Source organism: Pontibacter sp. E15-1, from assembly GCF_022601975.1.
GTDB lineage: Bacteria > Bacteroidota > Bacteroidia > Cytophagales > Hymenobacteraceae > Pontibacter.
In genome coordinates this window covers 54,504-75,094 of record NZ_JAKVIR010000017.1, presented here as the reverse complement: position 1 = coordinate 75,094, position 20,591 = coordinate 54,504, and the positions used below count along the sequence as shown (strand labels likewise).

The window sequence follows — 20,591 nt, the reverse complement described above, 5'->3', positions numbered from 1 at the left end:
TAATCCTAGTAGCAAATGAGTAAGCAAACTATCTTATTTGTTGGCAACTACAACAGGTCCGACTATATAGATTTATTTTCTGAAAGTAAAAATGATTTTAATTTTTACTTTCTTGAGTATTCGTCTTCACGTGAGGTTCGAAACACCTATTTCAAAAGCTACGGCGAGTCTGTTTTCTGGAAAGACTACCATGACGCCTTTGAGCTTTTAGAGCACTTAAAACCTATTAAAGTGCTATTCCTCTTTATAGAGGCTTATAACCATGTCGCACTGAACATTGCCTGCAAGCTTTCTCAGATTCCTACCTTTCATTTAGAGCATGGCTTGAGAGCCGATTATCTTTACAATCATGCACATGGCCAACAACCCTTACCCGTAACTTTACATGGCCTGCCTTCAAAATTACTGAAAACACTAACACCAGTGATTCAATTCAGAGTTAAGCTAAAAACCAGACTCTTCTTGCTTAACAGCATTGAATGCTTTCCAACTGAGGAGGCGCATTTTATGAAAAGATTTATGGCTGTCCGAAAAAGGTATAATTTTCTACAAACTGCAGCTTTAATCAAATCAAGTAAAAGGCAGGCTGATTATTATATTGCTTTCAGCCAAAACATCCTTAACACGCATCAGAGGTACGATAATTTAACCGCCTCAGATAAAATTTTCTATATTGGAATACCCTATTTTGACAGATTTGCTAGTGTGCGGCCTGCGGAACAAGTTCGGGCTGTGCTCTTAATAGACCAGCCTTTATCAGAGCACGGTCTTTTTGGCTGGACGAAGGAGAAGAAGCTAAACTTTCTGCAGAATTTGACTGAAATATGTTCCAGATATCGTTACAAGCTATATATAAAATCACACCCAGCCCAAAAAAATACGTCCTGGATGTTAAACCAGACAAACGTTGAACCAATTGATGATGGCCGCCTATTTGCCCTTGCACCAGCGATACCTGTGATAATAGGCTTTTACTCTACGCTGTTGATGCCTTTTGCCTCATTCAGGCACACTACAGTTATTACTTACGAAAATCACCCCATCGGCAAAATTAACGTGTCTAAATCCTTCATAGACGCCGGAGTGGCGCATCCTATCTATGACCTGGAGGAACTTGATGCCATCTTGCAAGACCCCGAGGCACTGCACCGGCAACAGCTGCCGCATAAAGCGAAATTCACGGAGGAGTGGATGTATAAATTCGACGGCCGGGCTGGTGAGCGCCTCCGGGACATTCTGCTGCGCGATGACCTGTAAAATCAAAGAGGCTGCCCTAGGGCAGCCTCTTTGATTTTGTAACTTTGCTATCTTTAAAAACTTCTTGCAGCTGCAGGAGCTGTATCAACGTTTTCCTTGAAATACTCCAGCGTGCGCTTCAGGCCCTCCGCGCGGTTCACCTGCGGCTCCCATCCCAGCACGTCCCTTGCGATGGTGATGTCCGGCTGGCGCTTCTGCGGGTCGTCTTTCGGCAGCGGCTGGTACTCCAGTTTCAGCTCCACACCGGTAAGTTTACAGATCTCTTCGGCAAACTCCTTAATAGTGATCTCTGATGGGTTGCCCACATTTACCGGCAAGTGGTAGTCGCTCAGCAGCAGGCGGTAAATACCCTCCACCAGATCGTCCACATAGCAGAAAGAACGCGTCTGGCTGCCGTCTCCGAAGATACTAAGCGGCTCACCCCGTAGCGCCTGGCTCAGGAAAGCAGGCAGCACGCGGCCGTCGTTCAGGCGCATGCGCGGGCCATAGGTGTTGAAAATGCGCACGATGCGTGTCTCCAGCCCGTGGTGCATGTGGTAGGCCATGGTCATTGCTTCCTGGAAACGCTTTGCCTCGTCGTAGCAGCCGCGAGGGCCTACAGGGTTCACATTGCCCCAATAGCTTTCTTTCTGCGGATGCACCAGAGGATCGCCGTATACCTCTGATGTGGAGGCAATCAGCATACGTGCACCTTTCGCTTTGGCCAGGCCAAGCAGGTTGTGCGTTCCCAGCGAGCCTACCTTCAAGGTCTGAATCGGAATCTTCAGGTAATCGATCGGGCTTGCCGGCGAGGCAAAGTGCAGGATATAATCCAGGTCGCCTGACACATGCACGAATTTGGAGACATCGTGATGGTAAAACTCGAAGTTGGGCAGCTTGAAGAGGTGTTCTATGTTGTCGAGGCTACCCGTGATCAGGTTGTCCATCGCCACCACATTATACCCTTCTTTTATGAATCTATCGCAAAGGTGAGAGCCTAAAAAACCTGCCCCCCCCGTGATGAGTACTCTTTTATTCGTCATTTTTATACAGAAGTGTTTAACGGCTGTGGTACCTGCTGCTTTAGGCCAATACCAAAGTAGGTAAAGCCTTTCTCTCTCATATCCACAGCATCATATATGTTCCTGCCGTCGAATATTACTTTGTCTTTCATCAGTTTGCTCACCACGTTGAAGTTGGGCGAGCGGAACTCAGGCCACTCCGTCACGAGCAGGAGCGCGTCTGCGTCGATCAGCGCCTCGTACTCGTCTTTGCCGTATTCGATGGAATCGCCCAGCGTGTGTGCGGCCTCTTTCATGGCAACCGGATCGTAGGCACGTACCTTGGCACCCTGCTCCAGCAGCTTTTGGATGATCACCAGCGAAGGCGCCTCACGCATGTCGTCTGTCTTAGGCTTGAAAGAGAGACCCCAGATGGCGAATGTCTTCCCAGCCAGCTCTCCGCCGAAATGGGTATAGATTTTATTGAAAAGCACCGATTTCTGGTTCTCGTTCACATCCTCCACCGACTTGAGCACCTTCATGTCGTAGCCGTTCTCAGAGGCTGTCTTGATCAGGGCTTTTACGTCTTTCGGGAAGCAGGAGCCTCCGTATCCGATGCCCGGGTATATGAACTTGTTGCCGATGCGCACGTCGCTTCCGATGCCCTTGCGCACCATGTTCACGTCTGCGCCCATGATCTCGCAAAGGTTCGCGATGTCGTTCATGAAGCTGATCTTGGTGGCCAGCATGGCGTTAGCGGCATACTTGGTCATTTCGGCGGAAGGGATATCCATGAAAATCAGCGGGTGGCCGTTCATCAGGAAGGGCTTGTAGAGCTTCTGCATGGCTTCCTGCGCCCTCTCAGACGATACGCCCACCACAATGCGGTCTGGCTTCAGGAAGTCCTCGATGGCGGCTCCCTCTTTCAGGAACTCGGGGTTAGATGCCACGTCAAACGGGATGTTCACGCCGCGGGCTTCCAGTTCCTCAGCAATGGCGGCGCGCACTTTGATGGCTGTCCCAACCGGAACGGTGCTCTTTGTCACAACCACAATGTAGTCGTTCATGTGCTGCCCGATGCTTCTGGCCACTGCCAGCACATACTTCAGGTCAGCGCTTCCGTCTTCTCCGGGAGGTGTGCCCACCGCAATAAAGGCAACGTCGCAGCCCTGTATGCTAGGCGCTAACTCGTTGGAAAAAGAAAGGCGTTCTTTCTGCGTGTTGCGAACAACCATCTCCTCCAGGCCTGGCTCATATATGGGCAGGATACCTTTTTTCAGGTTTTCAATTTTCTTCAGGTCAATATCAATGCAGGTTACATCAATACCTACCTCTGCAAAGCATGTTCCTGTCACCAGGCCCACATAACCAGTACCAACTACAGCGATTCTCATAATTAGTTAAATCTTAATATAGCGACAAATATAATTCTATTCTCTTAAAAAAGTATACCTACGAAGTGTATTAACTTAAAAATTTCCTATTTCAACTCATATACCGCTGCCACCAGTGCTGGAACACCAGCAGCGTCCAGGCTGTGCTCTCAACCGGGGCCGCATTCTCCGCATACAATTGCCTGCGGATACGCTGGGTATGCTGCACGTCAAAAATCCCCTGCGCCGCCACATACCTGTCCGAAAGCAGCTCATTCACCAGGCATTTACCCTCTGTTTGCAAGAAGGAGCGCAGCGGAATCTCAAAGCCCTGCTTTGGCCTCCCGTGCAACGCAGGCGGAAGCAGTTCCTGAAAGGTGTCCCGCATCAGCTTTTTCTGCTGCTTCCCATCAATCTTGGAAGTGCCGGGCAAGGAGAATGCAAACTTCACCAGCCGATGGTCCAGGTAGGGGCTGCGGATCTCCAGGCCATTGGCCATTCCCATCAGGTCGATCTTCGGGAGCATGTCGTTTGCGAGCACCAATTGCCAGTCCGCACAAAGTACGTTATTAATATTATAAAAGTTTTTATCAACACAATCCAATAACCTGTTTTTTCGGGCTCGGCATAACCTGCTCTGTGCAGAAGCTCTGTGCTGGGGAGCCAAAAGCGCCAGGGCATCCGTTTCCTGCTGCCACGTGGCCCAGAACCAGTAGCGCGCTGCCGGGGCCATGGACGCCCCTGCCGCAAAACGTTGCAGTTGCCTTACTTTGTTTGCGGCAAAAGAGTTACGCGCCTTGGGCAGGGCATCCCATAAAAACTTCAGCTGCCTGACTGCCCCTGCCGCCATACCGCCCGACTGGGCCAAATACTCAGCGCGGTGCTTGTTATACCCTGCGAAAAGCTCATCGGCCCCATCGCCGCTCAGCACGGCCTTCATCTCCTGCCCCACGTGCTTGCTCAGGGCGTACACGGCCAGCGCCGAGGAGTCTGCAAAGGGCTCGCTCAGGCTGTCCAGCATCCCGGAGAGGCTTTTGTAGAGGTCGTAAGTAGACAGGCGGAGTTCGGTATGATCTGTGTCGTACTGCGTTGCCACCAGCCGTGCGTAGCGGGTCTCATCAAAAAGAGGCTGCTCCGGGAAACCGACGGCATAGGTCTTCAGCCTCGGGACCTGCTGCGCGGCCAGCGCCACCACCACCGACGAGTCGAGGCCACCGCTGAGGAAAGCCCCCACCGGCACATCGGCCACCAGCCTGTCCGACACGGCCTGCTGCAGCAGTTTCCGGAGCTTGGCCTGCTGCTGGGTATAGGTCAGGGGGTTCTGGGCGGCCTTTTCCCCGTCGAAGGGGAGTCGGTACCAGGTGTGCTCCTGCACCCGGTTGCGCTGTATGATTAAGGCTTGGCCCGGCAGGAGCTTCTTCACATTTTTGAGCATGCTGGCGGGGGCGGGCACGTAGGTGAGCTGCAGGTACTGGTAAAGGGAGGTATAATCCACCTCGCGCGGCACGCCGAGTTGCAGCAGGGCCGCCATCTCGGAGCCGAACAGGAAATGGTCGGCGCTTTTGTAATAGAGCAGGGGTTTTTCGCCGTAGCGGTCGCGGGCCAGGAACAGGCTTTCCTCCACGGCGTCGTAGATGGCCAGCGCGAAAAAACCTGTCAGCTTTTTTAGGCATTCCTGCCGCTCGCGCGCATACAGGTGCAGCAGCACCTCGGTGTCGGAGTTGGTGCGAAAGCAGGCGCCCCTGGCTTCCAGCTCTTTCCGCAGCTTGCCGTAGTTAAAAATCTCGCCGTTGAAAACAAGGGTATAGCGGCCGTCGCTGCTCGTGAATGGCTGGTGTGCGGCGGGCGAGGGCGCAATCAGGGCGAGCCGACGGTGGCCCAGCGCCACGGGGCCGTGCACGTATACCCCTTCCGCGTCGGGGCCCCGGTGGTGCAGCGCGGCCACGGCGCCCGGGAGCCGCCCCTGCGCGTTGCGGCCAGCTTCGGTAAACGCAAAAACTCCTGTTATCCCACACATACGCAAGCGTAAATATAGCCATATTTTAAACCCTAGCCCGCCCATCTGCCATGGCAACTAAATTTTATACCTCCCGGGCTTCTTTTTTTGCACTGCCTCACAACCCGACACCGTATAAAAGGTATAGAACCAAGACCAAACACCCTACATTTTTTATATGGAACCAGAGTGGCTGGATAGGAAGGAGTATCCTTTTGAATCCAAATATTTACAATTAGAGGCGGGCAGAATGCATTACGTAGACGAGGGAGAGGGCCCGCCCATTGTGATGGTACACGGCACCCCCGTCTGGTCATTTCTGTACCGCAACCTGATTAAGATACTGCGCAAGAAATACCGCTGCATTGCCATGGACATGCTGGGCTTTGGCCTGTCTGACAAACCCAAGGACTGGAGCTACAAGCCGCGGGCCCACGCCGCCAACTTCGAGCAGCTGATGGAGCACCTGAAACTGAAGGACATCACGCTGCTGGTCCACGACTTTGGGGCGCCTATCGGTTTTGCCTATGCCATCAGGCACCCTGAGAAGGTGAGCAAAATCGTGATGCTCAACTCCTGGACCTGGTCGCTGTCGAAGCACCAGACCCTTAGCGGCACCAGCAAGTACCTGGTGGGGCCACTGGGCAAGTTCCTGCACTCCAAGCTCAATGTGCCGACGCATACCCTGATCGACGAGCTGTTTGAGGGCAAGGAAAAAATGCCGGAGCAAATCCGGCAGCACTACGTGAACGCCCTGGGCAGCCCCAACGACAACGTGAGCACGCTATCCTTTGCCCGCGAGTTGGTTGGCATCACGCGCTGGTACGAAGAACTCTGGAAAGGCCGCCAGAAAATCCAGGACATCCCAACCCTGATCCTCTGGGGAGAGCGCGACAAGCTAATCCAGAAGGGAGCGCTGCTGAGCTGGAAAAAGTTTTTCCATGAGTCGTACGTGATTCCCTTTGAGGGCTGCGGACACTTTCTGCAGGAGGAGAGCGCCGAGGAAATAGCCAACTACGTGAGCAATTTTGTGCAGGAGGAAAGTAAAAAGAGAGAGCTAGTACATCACCATTAAACCCATCAATCATATGGAAACCAACAAATCATTGCAGGAGGCGATCTTACAGGCGCATCCGTCAACCGAAAAAATCAACCAACCGCAGGACCTGCTCTTTTCAATAGCCAGCCCAAAGCAGGAAACCTATACCGATAACTCCCACCACGCGCCGCTGAACGAGTCGCACCTGAACCTGATGCAGTCGTGGATGAACCTGCGGGACTTGGAATGCAAGCTGGCAGAGAGCATGCCGGGCGAACTGAGCGACAAGCCGGAGTAAACCCATACCCCTGGCTCCCAGCCAACATCTTTATACTTATACATACTTATACAGAAATGGCGCAGGAAATCCTTCTGCGCCATTTCTGTATCCGGGCATGTTTAACACTCATCTTTCGGGAGCGAAAATTGTCGGTGCGCTTAAAATATCTTGCCGGGGTTCAGGATGCCGTGCGGGTCGAAGAGGTTTTTGATGCCGCGCATCAGCCGCAATTGCACCTCGTTCAGCGCGATGCCAATGTAGGGGCGCTGCACCAGACCGATGCCGTGCTCGCCGGATATGGTGCCGCCCAGGCGCACGCAGAGGTCGAAAATCTCCCGGATGCCTTCCTGTAGCTTGTTGTTCCAGTCCTCATCGCTCATACCTGCCTTCACGATGTTCATATGCAGGTTTCCGTCGCCGGCGTGGCCGTAGCACACGGATTTAAAGTTATACCTTGCCCCGATCTCCTTCACGCCCTTTAGCAGCGCAGGGAGCTCCGCGCGCGGCACCACCGTGTCTTCCTCCTTATAGATAGAGTTTGCTTTAACGGCGTGCGCCACATTGCGGCGGAGTTGCCACAGGTCGTTTTTCTGCTTTTCAGTGTCTGCCACCAGTATGTCGCCCACGTCAAACTGCTCCAGCACCGCATATAGCCGCTCGGCATCCTTATAGAGCTGCTCCATCTCATTGCCGTCCAGCTCGATCAGCAGGTGGGCCCGCTCGTCGGCGGGCCGGGCTATGGTGAAATTGAGGTAACGGTCGGCCCACTCGATGGCCTCGCGCTCCATAAACTCCAGCGCAGAGGGCACCAGCCCCGCCATGAAGATTTTGGACACGGCCGCACAGGCTTCCTCCTCTTTACGGAAGGGCACAAGCAGCACCAGGTTCTGCGGAGGGTATGGGATGAGCCTGAACACGATTCTGGTGATGATGCCCAGCGTGCCCTCGCTCCCGATCATCAGTTGCGTCAGGTTATAGCCGGTGGCGTTTTTCAGGACGTTGGCTCCGGTCCAGGTGATCTCCCCGGTCGGCAGCACTACCTCCATGTTCAGCACGTAGTCTTTGGTTACCCCATACTTCACGGCCCGCGGCCCGCCGCTCGACTGGCTCAGGTTGCCCCCCAGAAAGCAGCTTCCCCGGCTGGAGGGGTCAGGCGGATAATAGAGCCCGCGCGCGATCACCGCCTCCTGAAACACCTGCGTGATCACGCCCGGCTCCACGGTGGCCTGCAGATTGCGCTCGTCGATGTCAAGGATCCTGTTCAGCCGCTCCGTAGACAGGATCACGCCTTTGTGCAGGGCCAGCGCCCCGCCGCTCAGCCCCGTGCCTGCGCCGCGTGGGGTCACGGGGATAAAGTTTTCGTGACAAAACTTCATAATAAGGCCGATCTCTGTGGCGTTAGCAGGTTTGAGCACCACCTCCGGCTCGAAGCGCAGGTCCTCGGTCTCGTCGTGGGTATAGCGCAGCATGTCGGCAGTGGCGGCGGGCAGCACCACATGCTCCGGCCCTACCATGGCAGAGAGGGCTTTGAGGGCTTCTAAAGAGATTGGGTTGAATTTCATTTTTAAAAGGGGCGGCTTCTCTGTATTTTAGCCCTCCGTTACAAAAGGTTACTTTACGCATGCTAAAATACGCTTTGAAAACACATTTTACTACTGCTGCCCTCATTACATTTTTAATGTTTCTGATGGCTTCCTGCCAATCCTCGCAGCCGGTGTTCAGCAAACGTGGCGAGCAGTATAAATCAGCCAGGGAGATAGCGGCGGAGAAGCGCCAGGGGGGCCGGTCTGGCACGGGCGGGAAGAGCGTTGCCTCTGCCTCCAAAGACCGCACCAGCCGTACCCGTGTCCGGTCGAGCAAGAACCTTGATCGGGATGTGGCCACCGTGATTGAGGCGGCCCGCTCATACACCGGCGTGCCGTATAAATGGGGCGGCACCACACGCGTGGGTATGGACTGCTCCGGCCTGCTGTGCACCTCCTTCCAGAGCATCAACGTGAACCTGCCCCGCACCTCCGACGAGCAGGGCGATTATGGCAAAAAGGTACGGCCAAAGGATATCAAGGAGGGTGACCTCGTGTTTTTCGGGGCCAACAGGTTCAGCAACAACATCACGCACGTGGGTATGGTAACCGAGGTGAACGGCAAAGAAGACGTGCGGTTTATACATGCCTCCTCTTCGCTGGGCGTGATCGAGGCTAACTTATACGCCGACCATTACCAGAAAATCTTCATCAAAGCCGTCAGGCCACCCGTGTTTTAGCCTGCGGCGCTGCCTGTTGCGGTTCTGTTAATTTCAGGCAAAGCGTGATCCCGGCATAATCTGCCCACGTACTTAATAACTAAGTAAACAATTGCTGTTCAACTAGTTATTAGGAGCTATGAGATTTTTCTACAAAAAACTATTCCTTTGCGTGGCCCTGTGCCTTGCGGTGCAAACGGTATGGGCACAGGGGGCCACCACGGCCTCGCTCATTGGCACTGTAAAAGACCAAAGCGGCGCCACGCTGCCCGGTGCCACCGTGATAGCCGTGCACACGCCCACTAACACGCAGTATGTGGCAGGCACAGACGCCGAGGGCCGCTACACGATCCAGAACATGCGGGTGGGCGGCCCTTATACCGTCCGGTCTTCCTACGTCGGTTACCAGGAGCAGGCCACGAGCGGCGTGATGCTGAGCCTGGGCCAGACTGCCCGCATCGACCTTGTGCTTGCCGAGGGCAGCCGCCAGCTGAGCGAGGTGCAGGTGATCGGCGAGAAGCACGAGGTTTTTAACCAGGAACGGACCGGTGCCGCCACCAACGTGTCGCGGGAGCAACTGGAGAACCTGCCCACGCTTAGCCGCAGCCTCCAGGACTTCACCCGCCTCACCCCGCAGGCGTCGGGCAACTCCATTGCCGGCTCCAACAACCGCTACAACAACATCACCATCGACGGGGCCGTGAACAACGACGTGTTCGGGCTTGCCGGAAGCGGCACCCCGGGCGGGCAGGCGGGTACGCAGCCCATCTCCCTCGACGCCATTGAGCAGATACAGGTGGTGGTGGCCCCCTACGACGTGAAGCTGGGAAACTTTACGGGCGGCGGTATAAACGCCGTTACCCGCTCCGGCTCCAACAGCTTTACGGGGTCGGCCTACGTGTTTGGCCGCAACGAGAAAACCATTGGCAAGGCCGTGGAAGGCCCGCGCCTGCGGGCCGACGAGTTCAACAACTACCAGTATGGCGTGCGGGTGGGCGGCCCTGTCCTGCGCGACAAGGTGTTCTTCTTCTTCAACTACGACGCGACCCGCATCACAGAGCCCGTCCGGTTTGCGCCCGGCTCGGCCGAGTCGCAGATACCGCTGGGCGCGGCGCAGCAGTTGGCTAGCTTCGTGCAGCAGACGTATGGGTATGACGTGGGCTCGTTGGGGACTTTCGACCGGGAGACCAACAGCGACAAGTTTTTCGGGAGGCTGGACGTGAACATTAGCGACAACCACCAGCTGACCGTCCGCCACAACGTGGTGGACGCCTACCAGGACGATTTCAGCAGGAGCCGCAGCTTCGTTAGGTTTGGCAACAACGCTTACCAGTTCACCAGCACCACCAACAGCTCGGTGCTGGAGCTTAACAGCCGCTTTGGCAACGAGTTCTCCAACAAGCTGATCCTGGGGTACTCCCGCATCCGGGACCGGCGCGCGCATGTGGGCGCGCTCTTTCCGCAGGTCACCATCGCCGACCCGATCGGCACGTTTGAGTTTGGGGCGCAGCGCTCTTCCACCGCCAACGAGCTGGACCAAGACCTCTTCGAGATTACCGACAATTTCAGCTACATCATGGGTCGCCACAACTTCACGGTCGGCACCCACAACGAGTTTTTCAAGTTCCGGAACCTGTTCATCAACAACTTCAACGGCCGCTGGGACTTTAACAGCCTGGATGATTTTTATGCCGGGAAGCCCTCGCGGGTGCAGGCCACCTACTCGCTGAGCGACGACCCCAGGCCTGCCGCCGAGTTCAACGCCATGCAGCTCGGCTTTTATGTGCAGGATGAGTACTCCCTCTCAGAGCAACTGCGCTTCACGCTCGGCCTGCGCATCGACATACCCGTTTTCCCGGATGAGCCGCCTCGCAACCTGCAGTTCGAGCAAGACTTCGGGAGCCTGTACCCCTCTATCAGAACAGACCGCACCCCTGGCGGAAACGTGCTCTGGGCCCCGCGCTTCGGCTTTAACTATACCCCCACCGACGACCGCTCCCTGCAACTGCGCGGCGGGACGGGCGTCTTTACGGGCCGCGTTCCCTTTGTCTGGCTCTCCAACCAGTTCACAAACACGGGCACCATTTTCGGCACCGTGTTTCAGAACAACCCCACTGCGTTTATCACAGACGTAGACCAGCAGCGCAACGCCGGGGCCAGCAACACCACCGTGGAGGTGAACGTGGTGGACAAGGACTTTAAACTGCCGCAGGTATGGCGCAGCAACCTGGCCCTGGACTATACCCTGCCCGGCGACGTAACGGCCACCGTGGAGGGGATCTACTCCAAAACCCTGAACGACGTGGTATACCGGAACCTGAACCTGGTGGCCCCCACCGGCAACCTGCCAGAGCCAGACACGCGGGAGGTATACCCCTCCGTCACAAACAACCGGCGCATCAACCCGGACTATACCAACGTCATCCTCCTCGACAACACAGACAGGGGCTACCGCTATAGCCTAACGGGCGAGCTGAAGAAGGATTTCCTGAACGGGCTGCAAACCAAGCTGGCCTATACCTATGGCAAGTCCAAAGACGTGAACTCCGGCACCAGCTCCACGGCCCTCTCCAACTGGGAGTTTAACCAGGTGGTGAACGACCCCAACAACCCGTCCCTGAGCTTCTCGCGCTTCGACATACGCCACCGCATCATTGGGTCGGGCGGGTATACCTTCGCGTACGCCAACAATTTCTCAACCAGCGTGTCGCTGTTTTACCAGGGCCAGTCGGGGCTGCCCTTCACCTACCTGTATGCCCAGGACCTGAACAGCGACGGCAACCGCAGCAACGACCTGCTCTACGTGCCCCGCTCGCAGGCCGAAATAAACCTGGTGCCCTTTACCTCGGGTAGCACCACCTTCACACCCGATGCGCAGTGGGCGGCGCTGGACGCCTTTATCGCCTCGGATGACTACCTTAGCGGGCGGCGGGGGCAGTATGCGGAGCGGCACGGTGCGCGCATGCCCTGGACCCACCAGTTTGATGTGCGGCTGCTTCAGAACTTTTACATCGTTACGGCGGCAGAGAAAAAGCACACGCTGCAGCTTACCTTCGATATTTTTAATGTGGGGAACCTCCTGAACAAAGCGTGGGGGCGACAGTATTTTGTCAGTAACTCGGCCAACGAGATCATCCGCTTCGCGGGCCTAAACGATGCCGGGCAACCCACCTTCACGTTCAACCCAAACAGCGCGGCCTACAACATCTCCCAGTTCGACTCCCGGTGGCAGGGGCAGGTGGGTATCCGTTACCTCTTTGAGTAAGCCCATCAGGTCAGCCTTAAAAACAGCGAAGCCTCCCGGTATGCCGGGAGGCTTCGCTAGTATGGGGTATCGGGTATCGGGAACGCTACTCGCCTTCCTGCGCCTCGGTGAACTCCCCGGTTTCCCGCATCACAAAGGTTTTCTGCAGCAAGCCAGCCGGGTAGGTGTCGTAGGTCACAGCTATCTTCTGGCCTGCTTCTACATCCGGGAAGCGCATTTTCAGCACCGCGGCTAAAGCCTGCACGATCGCCTCGTCTGACCAGCTGGAGGTGTTGATGTTGCCAAACGCGTTCAGGTTGTCTCGGCTGGCGGATGTGCCAAAACCGTTGGCGGCATTACCGATGAAGCCATAATCAGCCCCGGTCAGCGTATACTTGATGCTCAGGTCCGGCTTCCAGGTGCCGTTTGCCTCTTTCTTGAACTGTATGGTGGCATTGGCAGTCACGTTATCGTCCAGCTTAATCCAGCGCGTGCCGTCATATAGCATGGCGGTGACGCGCTGTGAGGTGGTTTTGCTGGAGCTGCTGTAGTAGGCGTAGCTCACATATTGCACGTCGCCGGCGGTTGCGCCCAGGATGTTCGCTCTCAAAAACTTATCCAGGTATAGCGGGAAGTTATCGCCGTCCGAAGAAGAGAAAGTGTAGTTGGTGTGGTTTACAGACTCATAATCAGCCTGCGACACCAAATAAGCATCTTCCCAGTTGCCGTTGATGTAGAAGAAGCGATCCGTTACCTCATAGGTAGATGGATTGGCAGAGCCGTTGTACCAGGTATACGTCAGCTCAACCAGGTCTTTCTCCGCCACATCCGGGTATCTGTACTCCAGGAAGGCCACGATCTCGCTGTATTTGCTGAAGTTACCAAAGGCGAAGCCCAGCGCGTCGTAGTCGCCTTCTGTTACGGTGTACTCGGAGAAGGTTTTCACGAAGGTGTTGGAGAACGGCACCACCAGCTTGTTGTACGTCACCTGGGCAATGCTGCCCCTCTCCAGCTGCGGGTAGCTCTCGTTCAGGATCATCGGGATGATCCCGGCGGCCTCTTCCTCAGAAGCGAAATAATTGTCTTCCCACACATAAGCGGGCACGCCGTCGGCATCCTCCACCGCCTCGTACTGGTCGGCTGTCAAGGTCACGGCGATGTCTTTGGAGTAAGCCGCTTGCTCGTCCAGCTCGTCATATACCTCTTCCATCGGGTCGCAGGCTGTGAACAACAGGGCTACGAAAGAGGCTACTATATATAAATGCTTTTTCATGTTGCTTCGCTTTTTCTACTTTTTTAGAAATTGATTTTCAGGCCAGTTGTCCAGGTTCTGCCCGTTCCGAAGAACACGGTTGAGCCAAGTGCGTCGCCGTTCTTGTCTTCGTCCAGGCCTGTGTCTCCGTTCTGGGCATCAGAGATGTACTCCACGTCCAGCACATTGTTTACATTGGCATAAAGTGAGGTTTTCAGACCAGCCACCTTAAACTTGAACACAGCGTTCAGGTCAAGCAGCGAGTAAGAAGGCACTTCCCATACCTCGATACCTGGGTCTCTGAGTGTAGTTGGGTCGAACTGGGCGAAGAAGTCTGTGTAGTAATTGTAATCCACACCCACTTTCAGGTCGTCTAACACTTTGTAGGTGGCACCGAGGGCAGCCGTTGTCTGGGCAGCGTCACCCACTTTCAGGCCTTTCATGTACATCGGGCCGAAAGTCTCTGACTGCGTTCTGTCTTCGTTGAATACAGTCACCTCGTCGATGTTATTGCGCCATGTCCAGTCGCCCACAGAGGCCATACCCCTGATGTTCAGTTTGGAGGTTGGCTGGTACGTGAAGTCCAGCTCAACACCCTGGTGCAGGGCATCCACACCCAACAGGTTGGCGAAGAAAAGCTCGCCGCTCTGGCCCGTGATGGCTCTTGTGAACGATCGGTCGTTCCAGGCAGTGCGGTACAGGTTAATGTTACCGCTCAGGGTTGGGCTTCTGAAACCGTAACCCAGCTCGTAGCTCAGGATCTTCTCGTTTACAGCGTCTTTGTTGATGATATTCTCGTTGTTCAGAAAAACAGCATCGAAGAAAGGTGCTTTCTCGAAGTAACCGAGGTTGGCGAACACATTGTGGTTCTCCGTCAGGTTGTAGTTAGCACCGCCCTTTACCTGGTATCCGAAGAAGTTCTGGAAATCTGTCTCCTGGTTTCCTTCCGTATACTGGAAGTAGTCGATACGCTTGTAAGATGTGTTGGAGGCTGCCAGGGAAACGAAAGCAGAAAGCGTTCCGTCTGTGTATTCGCCCTGCAGGAAGCCGCCCTCCCAAAGCACCACGCCGTCGTTGTTGTAGCTGATCTTGTCGCCCACACGCGCTTTGTTGTTCGGGTTGTTCACGTTTGAGTTGTCCAGCACGTAATCCGCACCAAGCAGGTCATATACTTCTCTGAAGTGCATCCCCTTGTAATAACGCAGGTCAGCGCCACCCAAAATGTTGAAGTTAGCGTTTAGGCTCTTCTGGTAAGTAGAAAGGGCTCCTACCCAGGTATGGTCGTTGCGCGAAGCATACTGGTATGCTCTTGCATGGCCGTCCACGGAGTTTCCGTTGATGTCAACTACCTGGTCCAGGTCATAAGGAGAGTACATATCGCCTGTTCTGATCGTGTCCACGTTTAGGGAACGGTCTGTAGTGATGCCGCCGCCACCGCCTGTGCCCTTAGACACATACACAGCAGTTGAAAGGAAAGAAGACGCATCGATTGTCCAGTAGTGGTTCAGGGAGATCTGCGGCTTGTGGTAGAAGTTATCCTCTACGTTTACCACCTCACCGTCTTTCACGCCCCAGTCAGGGTTCCAACGCAGGCCTTGGGGCGCGTTTCTATACTCCTGGATATACTTGCGGCTCTGGCGTTGCCCGTGGTATTGCGGCGCGCCGAAACCAGTCAGGGAAATCGTGTGTTTGTCGTTGATCAGCTTCGAGATGTTGAAGAAGTAGTTATACCCCTCAAACTGCAATCCCTCGGCCCAACCGTTACCTTCTGTTTTAGAGCCGGAAGCGGCAAATGCCCAGCCGTTCTCTGATAAGCCAGTGGCAAATGAGAAGCCCAGCTTGTTGTAACCGTTATTACCGATGCCGTAGAACAGGGAACCGCCTTTCGTGGCATCCGTTGTTTTGGTGATGATGTTGATGGTGCCACCGATAGAGGGCACCGCTACTTTAGAGGCACCCAGACCGCGCTGCACCTGCATCGACTTGGTAACATCCGTCAGACCGGCCCAGTTAGACCAGTACACGCGTCCGTTCTCCATGTCGTTCACCGGCACGCCGTTGATCATCACGGCCACGTTCTCGCTCTGGAAACCACGCAGGTTAATGCGGGAGTCTCCAAAACCGCCACCCTGCTTTGTGGCATATACCCCTGGCGTACCCTTCAAAAGCTCCGGGAATTCCTGGTTAGAGGCTTTCTCTGAGATGATCTCGCTGCTGATAGTAGACATGGCAACCGGCGTCTCGCGATCGATGGCGTAAGAGTTGGCCGTAATCAACACCTCGTTAATCGACGTCACGTTAGACTCCATAAGGATAGCCCCCAGGTTCTTGTTGCCGTTCACGTTGCCAAGCGCAACCTCCTTTTGCAGATAACCAACAAAGTTCACCAGAATAGCCGCGTTCGGGTCGTCTATCTTGATCTGGAACGAGCCGTCCAATGACGCCGGAACAGCGCGCTCTGTTCCTTTCAGGATCACTGTTGCTCCGGGCAGTGGCTCTTTTGTTGTTGCGTCAACAATTTTACCGGTCACCGTTCCCTGAGCAAAAGCACCTACTGCATTCGCGGAAGATATCACGAGTGCAAAGACAAAAAGTAAACACTTTTTCATTTAGCTAGATTTGGTTGTGAGATAGGATAATTGATGTATAGGATGTTATGGTTTCTCTGATTGCGGGCAAAGATAAGTCTTCTGTTTTGATTATTTAACAAATTAACATTTTGTTAACCTTGATTATAAATAAGTAAATATATAAACAATAAAAAGTGATATAAAATATATCTAGTTGATAATTTTGGTTTTGATTATTAAAAATCGTACTCAGGGCACAGTATTGAATAAATTTTATCCGGACCAATAATTTTCCCCGAAAAATGAATGTCATCACTCACTCACTCTATTTTGGTTTTTGCATTTTACTCATACACCTGCTTTATATAAAAGGCTTTTGCTTTCCTTATTCCGAATAAACAGACACCGTAGCGCCTGTTTCTGTAGTGCAGATGCGCTACCGCCTTTTTCCGTTCCGATTCTGCCGTGCCCGGCCTGAAGCACCGCTATTGGTTTGGGGTATAAAAAACGGTTCTTACGCGTTGCCTCCCATGCTTCCGGGGGGAGCATGCTATATTAAAATCATACCATATATGCCCTATTGGTCCGACTGCCTTAGGGGTTGCTTAAGCTGTAGATCCTCAGTCCGTAGCGGCACCTTTCCTAAATAATGGTTGAACTTTAATTTGCATACCCGAATACTCGCCTTTTGGTAACAAATAAATAATTTCAGAGTGCTTGGAAATAGGAAATAGCGGCATACTTTTGCGGGCAAAATCAACCAACCCCTTTATGAAAAAGTTTTATAGTACATTGTGTCTTGTTCTGGCAATGCTACTGACCACTCAGTATAGCTGGGCACAAGGAAGCACCACTTCCGCCATGAACGGCAGGATTACCGACGAAAGCGGAGAAGCGCTTCCGGGAGCCACCGTGATTGCGGTACATACTCCTACTAACACCCAGTATGTGGCGGGAACTAACGCAGATGGCCGTTATAACTTCCAGAACATGCGCGTGGGTGGGCCATACACCGTTAAAACCAGCTACGTTGGGTATCAGGAGCAACGCTTCGATAACATCACGCTGAAGCTGGGCCAAAACCTTACCCTCGACATTCGCTTCACATCAGGCAATGTTAACTTAAGCGAGGTTGAAGTAGTAAGTAGAAAAGACAATGTGATCAACGCTGACCGTACAGGTGCTGCCACCAACGTTTCGCGCGATCAGATTGAGAAACTGCCTACACTGAGCCGTAGCCTTCAGGACTACACGCGCCTTACGCCACAAGCTAATGGCAACTCCTTCGGCGGACGCAGTTCAGGTTACAACAACACCACGATCGACGGTGCCCTTTTCAACAACTCGTTTGGCCTGCAGGCAAACGTTGGTTCACAGACAGGTGCCCAGCCGATTTCACTTGATGCCATTGAGCAGATCCAGGTAAACCTGGCTCCTTATGATGTGCGGCAGGGTGGCTTTACTGGTGCTGGCATCAACGCCGTGACGCGCAGCGGCACTAACGAGTTTAAAGGCTCTATTTACATGTTTGGCCGTAACGAAGACTTCGTTGGCCGTAACGTTGGCGACACGAGAGTACCAAAGCAGGAGTTCACGCTATCACAGCGCGGTGCCCGTATCGGCGGCCCTATCGTGAAAGACAAGTTGTTCTTCTTTGTGAATTATGAGCAGGAAAGACAGTCTGCCCCAGGCTCCAGCTTCATCGCAAGCCGCCCGGGCGTGTCTGGCTCAAACGTTTCAAACGCTGAGGCCGCTCAACTCGATGAGCTGAGCAAGTTCCTCAAAGACAAGTTTGGCTATGAGACCGGCCCTTACGAGGGTTACAACATGGAGACCTACAACAACAAGGTAAACACCAAACTGGACTGGAACATCAACAAGAACCACACTTTCTCTTTCAAGTACAACTACCTCAAGTCCTGGAAAGATATCCCGGCTTCTAATAGCGGAGCCCCAGGAGATGGCCGTCAGCCAAGCATAACCGGGCTTCCTTTCAAGTCTTCGTTCTATATCATCAACAACAACCTTAACTCGTATATAGCAGAGTTAAACAGCCGCCTCGGCAGCAAATTTGCCAACAACATGATCGTTGGGTATACCGGATTCCGTGATTTCCGCGAGAGCAGCGGCGGTATTTTCCCTTTGGTTGACATCGAGAACGGCAATGGCTCCAGCTACACTGCCTTTGGTTACGAGCCTTTCTCTGCCAACAACAGGCTAGACTCTGATGTATACCAGTTTAGCGACAACTTCTCTATCTTTGCTGGGAAGCACGTTGTGACGCTGGGCACTGCAAATGAGGCCTACAGATTCGTGAACGGTTTCGCCCCGAACTACTACGGCCGCTATCGTTTTGCCTCGCTCGATGATTTTTATGAAAGTGCGAACAACGGCGTGTCTAATGCAAAGCAATACCAGTTACAGTACTCAGCGGTAGAAGGCGGCGCGTTCCCATTTGCTGTCATCAAGGCCATGCAGCTTGGCTTCTATGCCCAGGATGAGTGGTCTGTCCTGAACAACCTGAAGCTTACAGGCGGCATACGCGCAGACATTCCCATCTTTAACTCTGAGCTGCTGAAGAACCCTGCCGTAGAGGATATGGAGTTCCGCAACGGCGAGAAAATTGATGTTAGCAAGATGCCTGACACCAGAATACTCTGGTCTCCTCGCGTAGGCTTTAACTGGGATGTAACAGGTGATGCCAGCACGCAGGTGCGTGGTGGTACAGGTATCTTCACTGGCCGCGTTCCGTTTGTATGGGTTTCTAACCAGGCATCAAACAACGGTGTGCTGTTCGGCTCTTTCACACAGAACAACCCTACCGATCGTCCGTTCAATTCTGATGTGACAGCCTATATACCTCAGGACGCAGGCGCCGCCGCCAGCTACAATCTGGCCGTTACGTCGAACGACTTTAAGTTCCCGCAGGTATGGAGAAGCAACCTGGCCGTTGACAAGCAGTTGCCGTTTGGTTTAGTAGCCACTTTAGAGGGTATCCTCACCAAAGACGTGAACTCTGTTTACCACAGAAACGCGAACCTGCCAAACGCATCTGGCACAGCCAAAGGCGCTGACAATCGCCCTATCTATTACAAGCTTGACGCCGATGGTGTCCCGGTTTATGACAAAGGCAAGTTAGTGTTCCAAAACCGCATCAACTCCAACATAAGCGATGCGATTATAATGGACAACTCAAACAAGGGTTACTCCTATACCCTGACTGGCCAACTGCAGAAGTCTTTCACGAACGGTTTGTTTGCAAGCGCAGCCTATACCTACTCTGACGCACGTTCAGTAAATGACGGTGGCAGCATTGCCAACTCTATCTGGAGAGACAGACAAATTTCCGGCGACCCGAACGCGAACGTGGTGTCGTACTCTAACTTTCTGACCAAGCACAGGGCAATCCTTGCCCTTTCTTACAGAAGAGAGTATCTGGGCCACTTAGGCACTTCTATCTCTGCCTTCTACGAGATTTCTTCTGGCAACCAGTTCTCCTATACATACTCTGGCGACATCAATGGTGATGGACAGTCCTCTAACGACCTGATTTATGTCCCTAGAGATGCAAGCGAAATTGCACTTGTTGCTGCCGATGCCAACGACACCCGTGATGCGGGCCAAATTTGGAACCAGTTAGATGCTTTCATCCGGCAGGATGATTACCTGAGTTCCAGAAGAGGGCAGTATGCCGAGCGCAATGGTGGCACTACCCCAATGACCACACGTCTGGATGTGCGCTTACTCCAGGACCTGTTCACCAACATAGGCTCTAAGAAAAACACCTTGCAACTGAGCATCGACATTTTCAACGCAGGTAACCTGGTCAACAAAAACTGGAGCATTGTGCAGTCTGTGAACAGAACAAGCTTGTTAGCATTTAAGGGTTATGATGCAGCAGGCAAACCACAGCTGGCATTCCCTTACCTGAACGCAAGCACTGAGTCGCCACTTTCAAAGACTTTCCGTGACAACACCAGCGACATTTCGCGCTGGAAAGCGCAGGTTGGTGTGCGTTATATCTTCAACTAAGCGGCACACGCTTTAAAAAGAAAAGGGGCAGCACACGCTGCCCCTTTTCTTTTTAATAAATTTTGCGCCGGATGTTTTGCATCTAAAATAATTGTTCTATTTTTGTGCCACACAAGGGGATTAGCTCAGCTGGCTAGAGCGTCCCGAAGGCTTCCGGGAAGGTCATCGTACCGGATAGGAAAGCTGAAACAAGCCAGAAAAAAACACATGGGGGATTAGCTCAGCTGGCTAGAGCGTCCCGAAGGCTTTCGGGAAGGTCATCGTACCGGATAGGAAAGCTGAAACAAGCCAGAAAAAAACACATGGGGGATTAGCTCAGCTGGCTA

General features: G+C 53.6%; 12 protein-coding genes and 1 tRNA gene (1 of these 13 only partly in view). 7 read left to right on the top strand and 6 right to left on the bottom strand.

Going from position 1 to position 20,591, the window contains the following annotated elements; all coding sequences use genetic code 11:
- Positions 1 to 15: 15 nt before the first annotated feature.
- Positions 16 to 1,257 carry an alpha-2,8-polysialyltransferase family protein gene (locus MKJ04_RS13185; RefSeq protein ID WP_241642117.1) on the top strand — a complete coding sequence of 414 codons (1,242 nt, stop codon included), beginning with the start codon at positions 16 to 18 and terminating at the stop codon, positions 1,255 to 1,257.
- A gap of 53 nt (positions 1,258 to 1,310) precedes the next feature.
- Here the strand turns inward: MKJ04_RS13185 and MKJ04_RS13180 are convergent, their stop codons facing one another.
- From MKJ04_RS13180 to asnB, 3 genes are all read right to left on the bottom strand, one after another.
- A complete protein-coding gene (locus MKJ04_RS13180) occupies positions 1,311 to 2,279 on the bottom strand; it encodes a UDP-glucuronic acid decarboxylase family protein (RefSeq protein WP_241642116.1) in 969 nt (322 codons plus the stop codon).
- Positions 2,280 to 2,281: 2 nt separating this feature from the next.
- The gene (locus MKJ04_RS13175) at positions 2,282 to 3,631 is read right to left on the bottom strand and encodes a UDP-glucose dehydrogenase family protein (RefSeq protein ID WP_241642115.1); all 1,350 of its coding nucleotides are present in this window, start codon (positions 3,629 to 3,631) and stop codon (positions 2,282 to 2,284) included.
- A gap of 91 nt (positions 3,632 to 3,722) precedes the next feature.
- A complete protein-coding gene (asnB, locus tag MKJ04_RS13170; protein ID WP_241642114.1) occupies positions 3,723 to 5,627 on the bottom strand; it encodes an asparagine synthase (glutamine-hydrolyzing) in 1,905 nt (634 codons plus the stop codon).
- A 229-nt stretch (positions 5,628 to 5,856) separates the two neighbouring features.
- On the opposite strand from asnB, the gene MKJ04_RS13165 reads away from it, so the two are divergent.
- Positions 5,857 to 6,681, top strand: a complete 825-nt coding sequence (locus MKJ04_RS13165) for an alpha/beta fold hydrolase (RefSeq protein WP_241642113.1) — start codon at positions 5,857 to 5,859, stop codon at positions 6,679 to 6,681.
- 13 nt (positions 6,682 to 6,694) lie between these two features.
- A complete protein-coding gene (locus MKJ04_RS13160) occupies positions 6,695 to 6,943 on the top strand; it encodes a hypothetical protein (protein WP_241642112.1) in 249 nt (82 codons plus the stop codon).
- Between the two features lie 140 nt (positions 6,944 to 7,083).
- Here the strand turns inward: MKJ04_RS13160 and MKJ04_RS13155 are convergent, their stop codons facing one another.
- The gene (locus MKJ04_RS13155; RefSeq protein ID WP_241642111.1) at positions 7,084 to 8,487 is read right to left on the bottom strand and encodes an FAD-binding oxidoreductase; all 1,404 of its coding nucleotides are present in this window, start codon (positions 8,485 to 8,487) and stop codon (positions 7,084 to 7,086) included.
- Positions 8,488 to 8,612: 125 nt separating this feature from the next.
- Between MKJ04_RS13155 and MKJ04_RS13150 the strand changes: the two genes are divergently transcribed.
- The gene (locus MKJ04_RS13150; protein WP_241642110.1) at positions 8,613 to 9,188 is read left to right on the top strand and encodes a C40 family peptidase; all 576 of its coding nucleotides are present in this window, start codon (positions 8,613 to 8,615) and stop codon (positions 9,186 to 9,188) included.
- 118 nt (positions 9,189 to 9,306) lie between these two features.
- Positions 9,307 to 12,432: a carboxypeptidase regulatory-like domain-containing protein gene (locus MKJ04_RS13145; protein WP_241642109.1), complete on the top strand. Its 3,126-nt coding sequence runs from the start codon at positions 9,307 to 9,309 to the stop codon at positions 12,430 to 12,432.
- Between the two features lie 85 nt (positions 12,433 to 12,517).
- Here the strand turns inward: MKJ04_RS13145 and MKJ04_RS13140 are convergent, their stop codons facing one another.
- Together MKJ04_RS13140 and MKJ04_RS13135 are read right to left on the bottom strand one after the other, a co-directional pair.
- Positions 12,518 to 13,684 carry a hypothetical protein gene (locus MKJ04_RS13140; RefSeq protein ID WP_241642108.1) on the bottom strand — a complete coding sequence of 389 codons (1,167 nt, stop codon included), beginning with the start codon at positions 13,682 to 13,684 and terminating at the stop codon, positions 12,518 to 12,520.
- A gap of 23 nt (positions 13,685 to 13,707) precedes the next feature.
- Entirely contained in the window at positions 13,708 to 16,272 is a 2,565-nt protein-coding gene (locus tag MKJ04_RS13135; protein WP_241642107.1) for a TonB-dependent receptor, read from the bottom strand.
- Positions 16,273 to 17,004: 732 nt separating this feature from the next.
- On the opposite strand from MKJ04_RS13135, the gene MKJ04_RS13130 reads away from it, so the two are divergent.
- Together MKJ04_RS13130 and MKJ04_RS13125 are read left to right on the top strand one after the other, a co-directional pair.
- Positions 17,005 to 20,265 carry a TonB-dependent receptor gene (locus tag MKJ04_RS13130; protein ID WP_241642106.1) on the top strand — a complete coding sequence of 1,087 codons (3,261 nt, stop codon included), beginning with the start codon at positions 17,005 to 17,007 and terminating at the stop codon, positions 20,263 to 20,265.
- 304 nt (positions 20,266 to 20,569) lie between these two features.
- Positions 20,570 to 20,591, top strand: a tRNA-Ala gene (locus tag MKJ04_RS13125); it runs 152 nt beyond the window's last position.

Excerpts from the sequence above, each read along its gene's own strand:
- MKJ04_RS13175 (WP_241642115.1), bottom strand. The coding sequence starts at position 3,631 with ATGAGAATCGCTGTAGTTGGTACTGGTTATGTGGGCCTGGTGACAGGA.
- MKJ04_RS13140 (WP_241642108.1), bottom strand. The coding sequence starts at position 13,684 with ATGAAAAAGCATTTATATATAGTAGCCTCTTTCGTAGCCCTGTTGTTC.
- MKJ04_RS13155 (WP_241642111.1), bottom strand. The coding sequence starts at position 8,487 with ATGAAATTCAACCCAATCTCTTTAGAAGCCCTCAAAGCCCTCTCTGCC.
- MKJ04_RS13165 (WP_241642113.1), top strand. The coding sequence starts at position 5,857 with ATGCATTACGTAGACGAGGGAGAGGGCCCGCCCATTGTGATGGTACAC.
- MKJ04_RS13180 (WP_241642116.1), bottom strand. The coding sequence starts at position 2,279 with ATGACGAATAAAAGAGTACTCATCACGGGGGGGGCAGGTTTTTTAGGC.
- MKJ04_RS13160 (WP_241642112.1), top strand. The coding sequence starts at position 6,695 with ATGGAAACCAACAAATCATTGCAGGAGGCGATCTTACAGGCGCATCCG.
- MKJ04_RS13185 (WP_241642117.1), top strand. The coding sequence starts at position 16 with ATGAGTAAGCAAACTATCTTATTTGTTGGCAACTACAACAGGTCCGAC.
- MKJ04_RS13150 (WP_241642110.1), top strand. The coding sequence starts at position 8,613 with ATGGCTTCCTGCCAATCCTCGCAGCCGGTGTTCAGCAAACGTGGCGAG.
- MKJ04_RS13135 (WP_241642107.1), bottom strand. The coding sequence starts at position 16,272 with ATGAAAAAGTGTTTACTTTTTGTCTTTGCACTCGTGATATCTTCCGCG.
- MKJ04_RS13130 (WP_241642106.1), top strand. The coding sequence starts at position 17,005 with ATGAAAAAGTTTTATAGTACATTGTGTCTTGTTCTGGCAATGCTACTG.
- asnB (WP_241642114.1), bottom strand. The coding sequence starts at position 5,627 with ATGTGTGGGATAACAGGAGTTTTTGCGTTTACCGAAGCTGGCCGCAAC.
- MKJ04_RS13145 (WP_241642109.1), top strand. The coding sequence starts at position 9,307 with ATGAGATTTTTCTACAAAAAACTATTCCTTTGCGTGGCCCTGTGCCTT.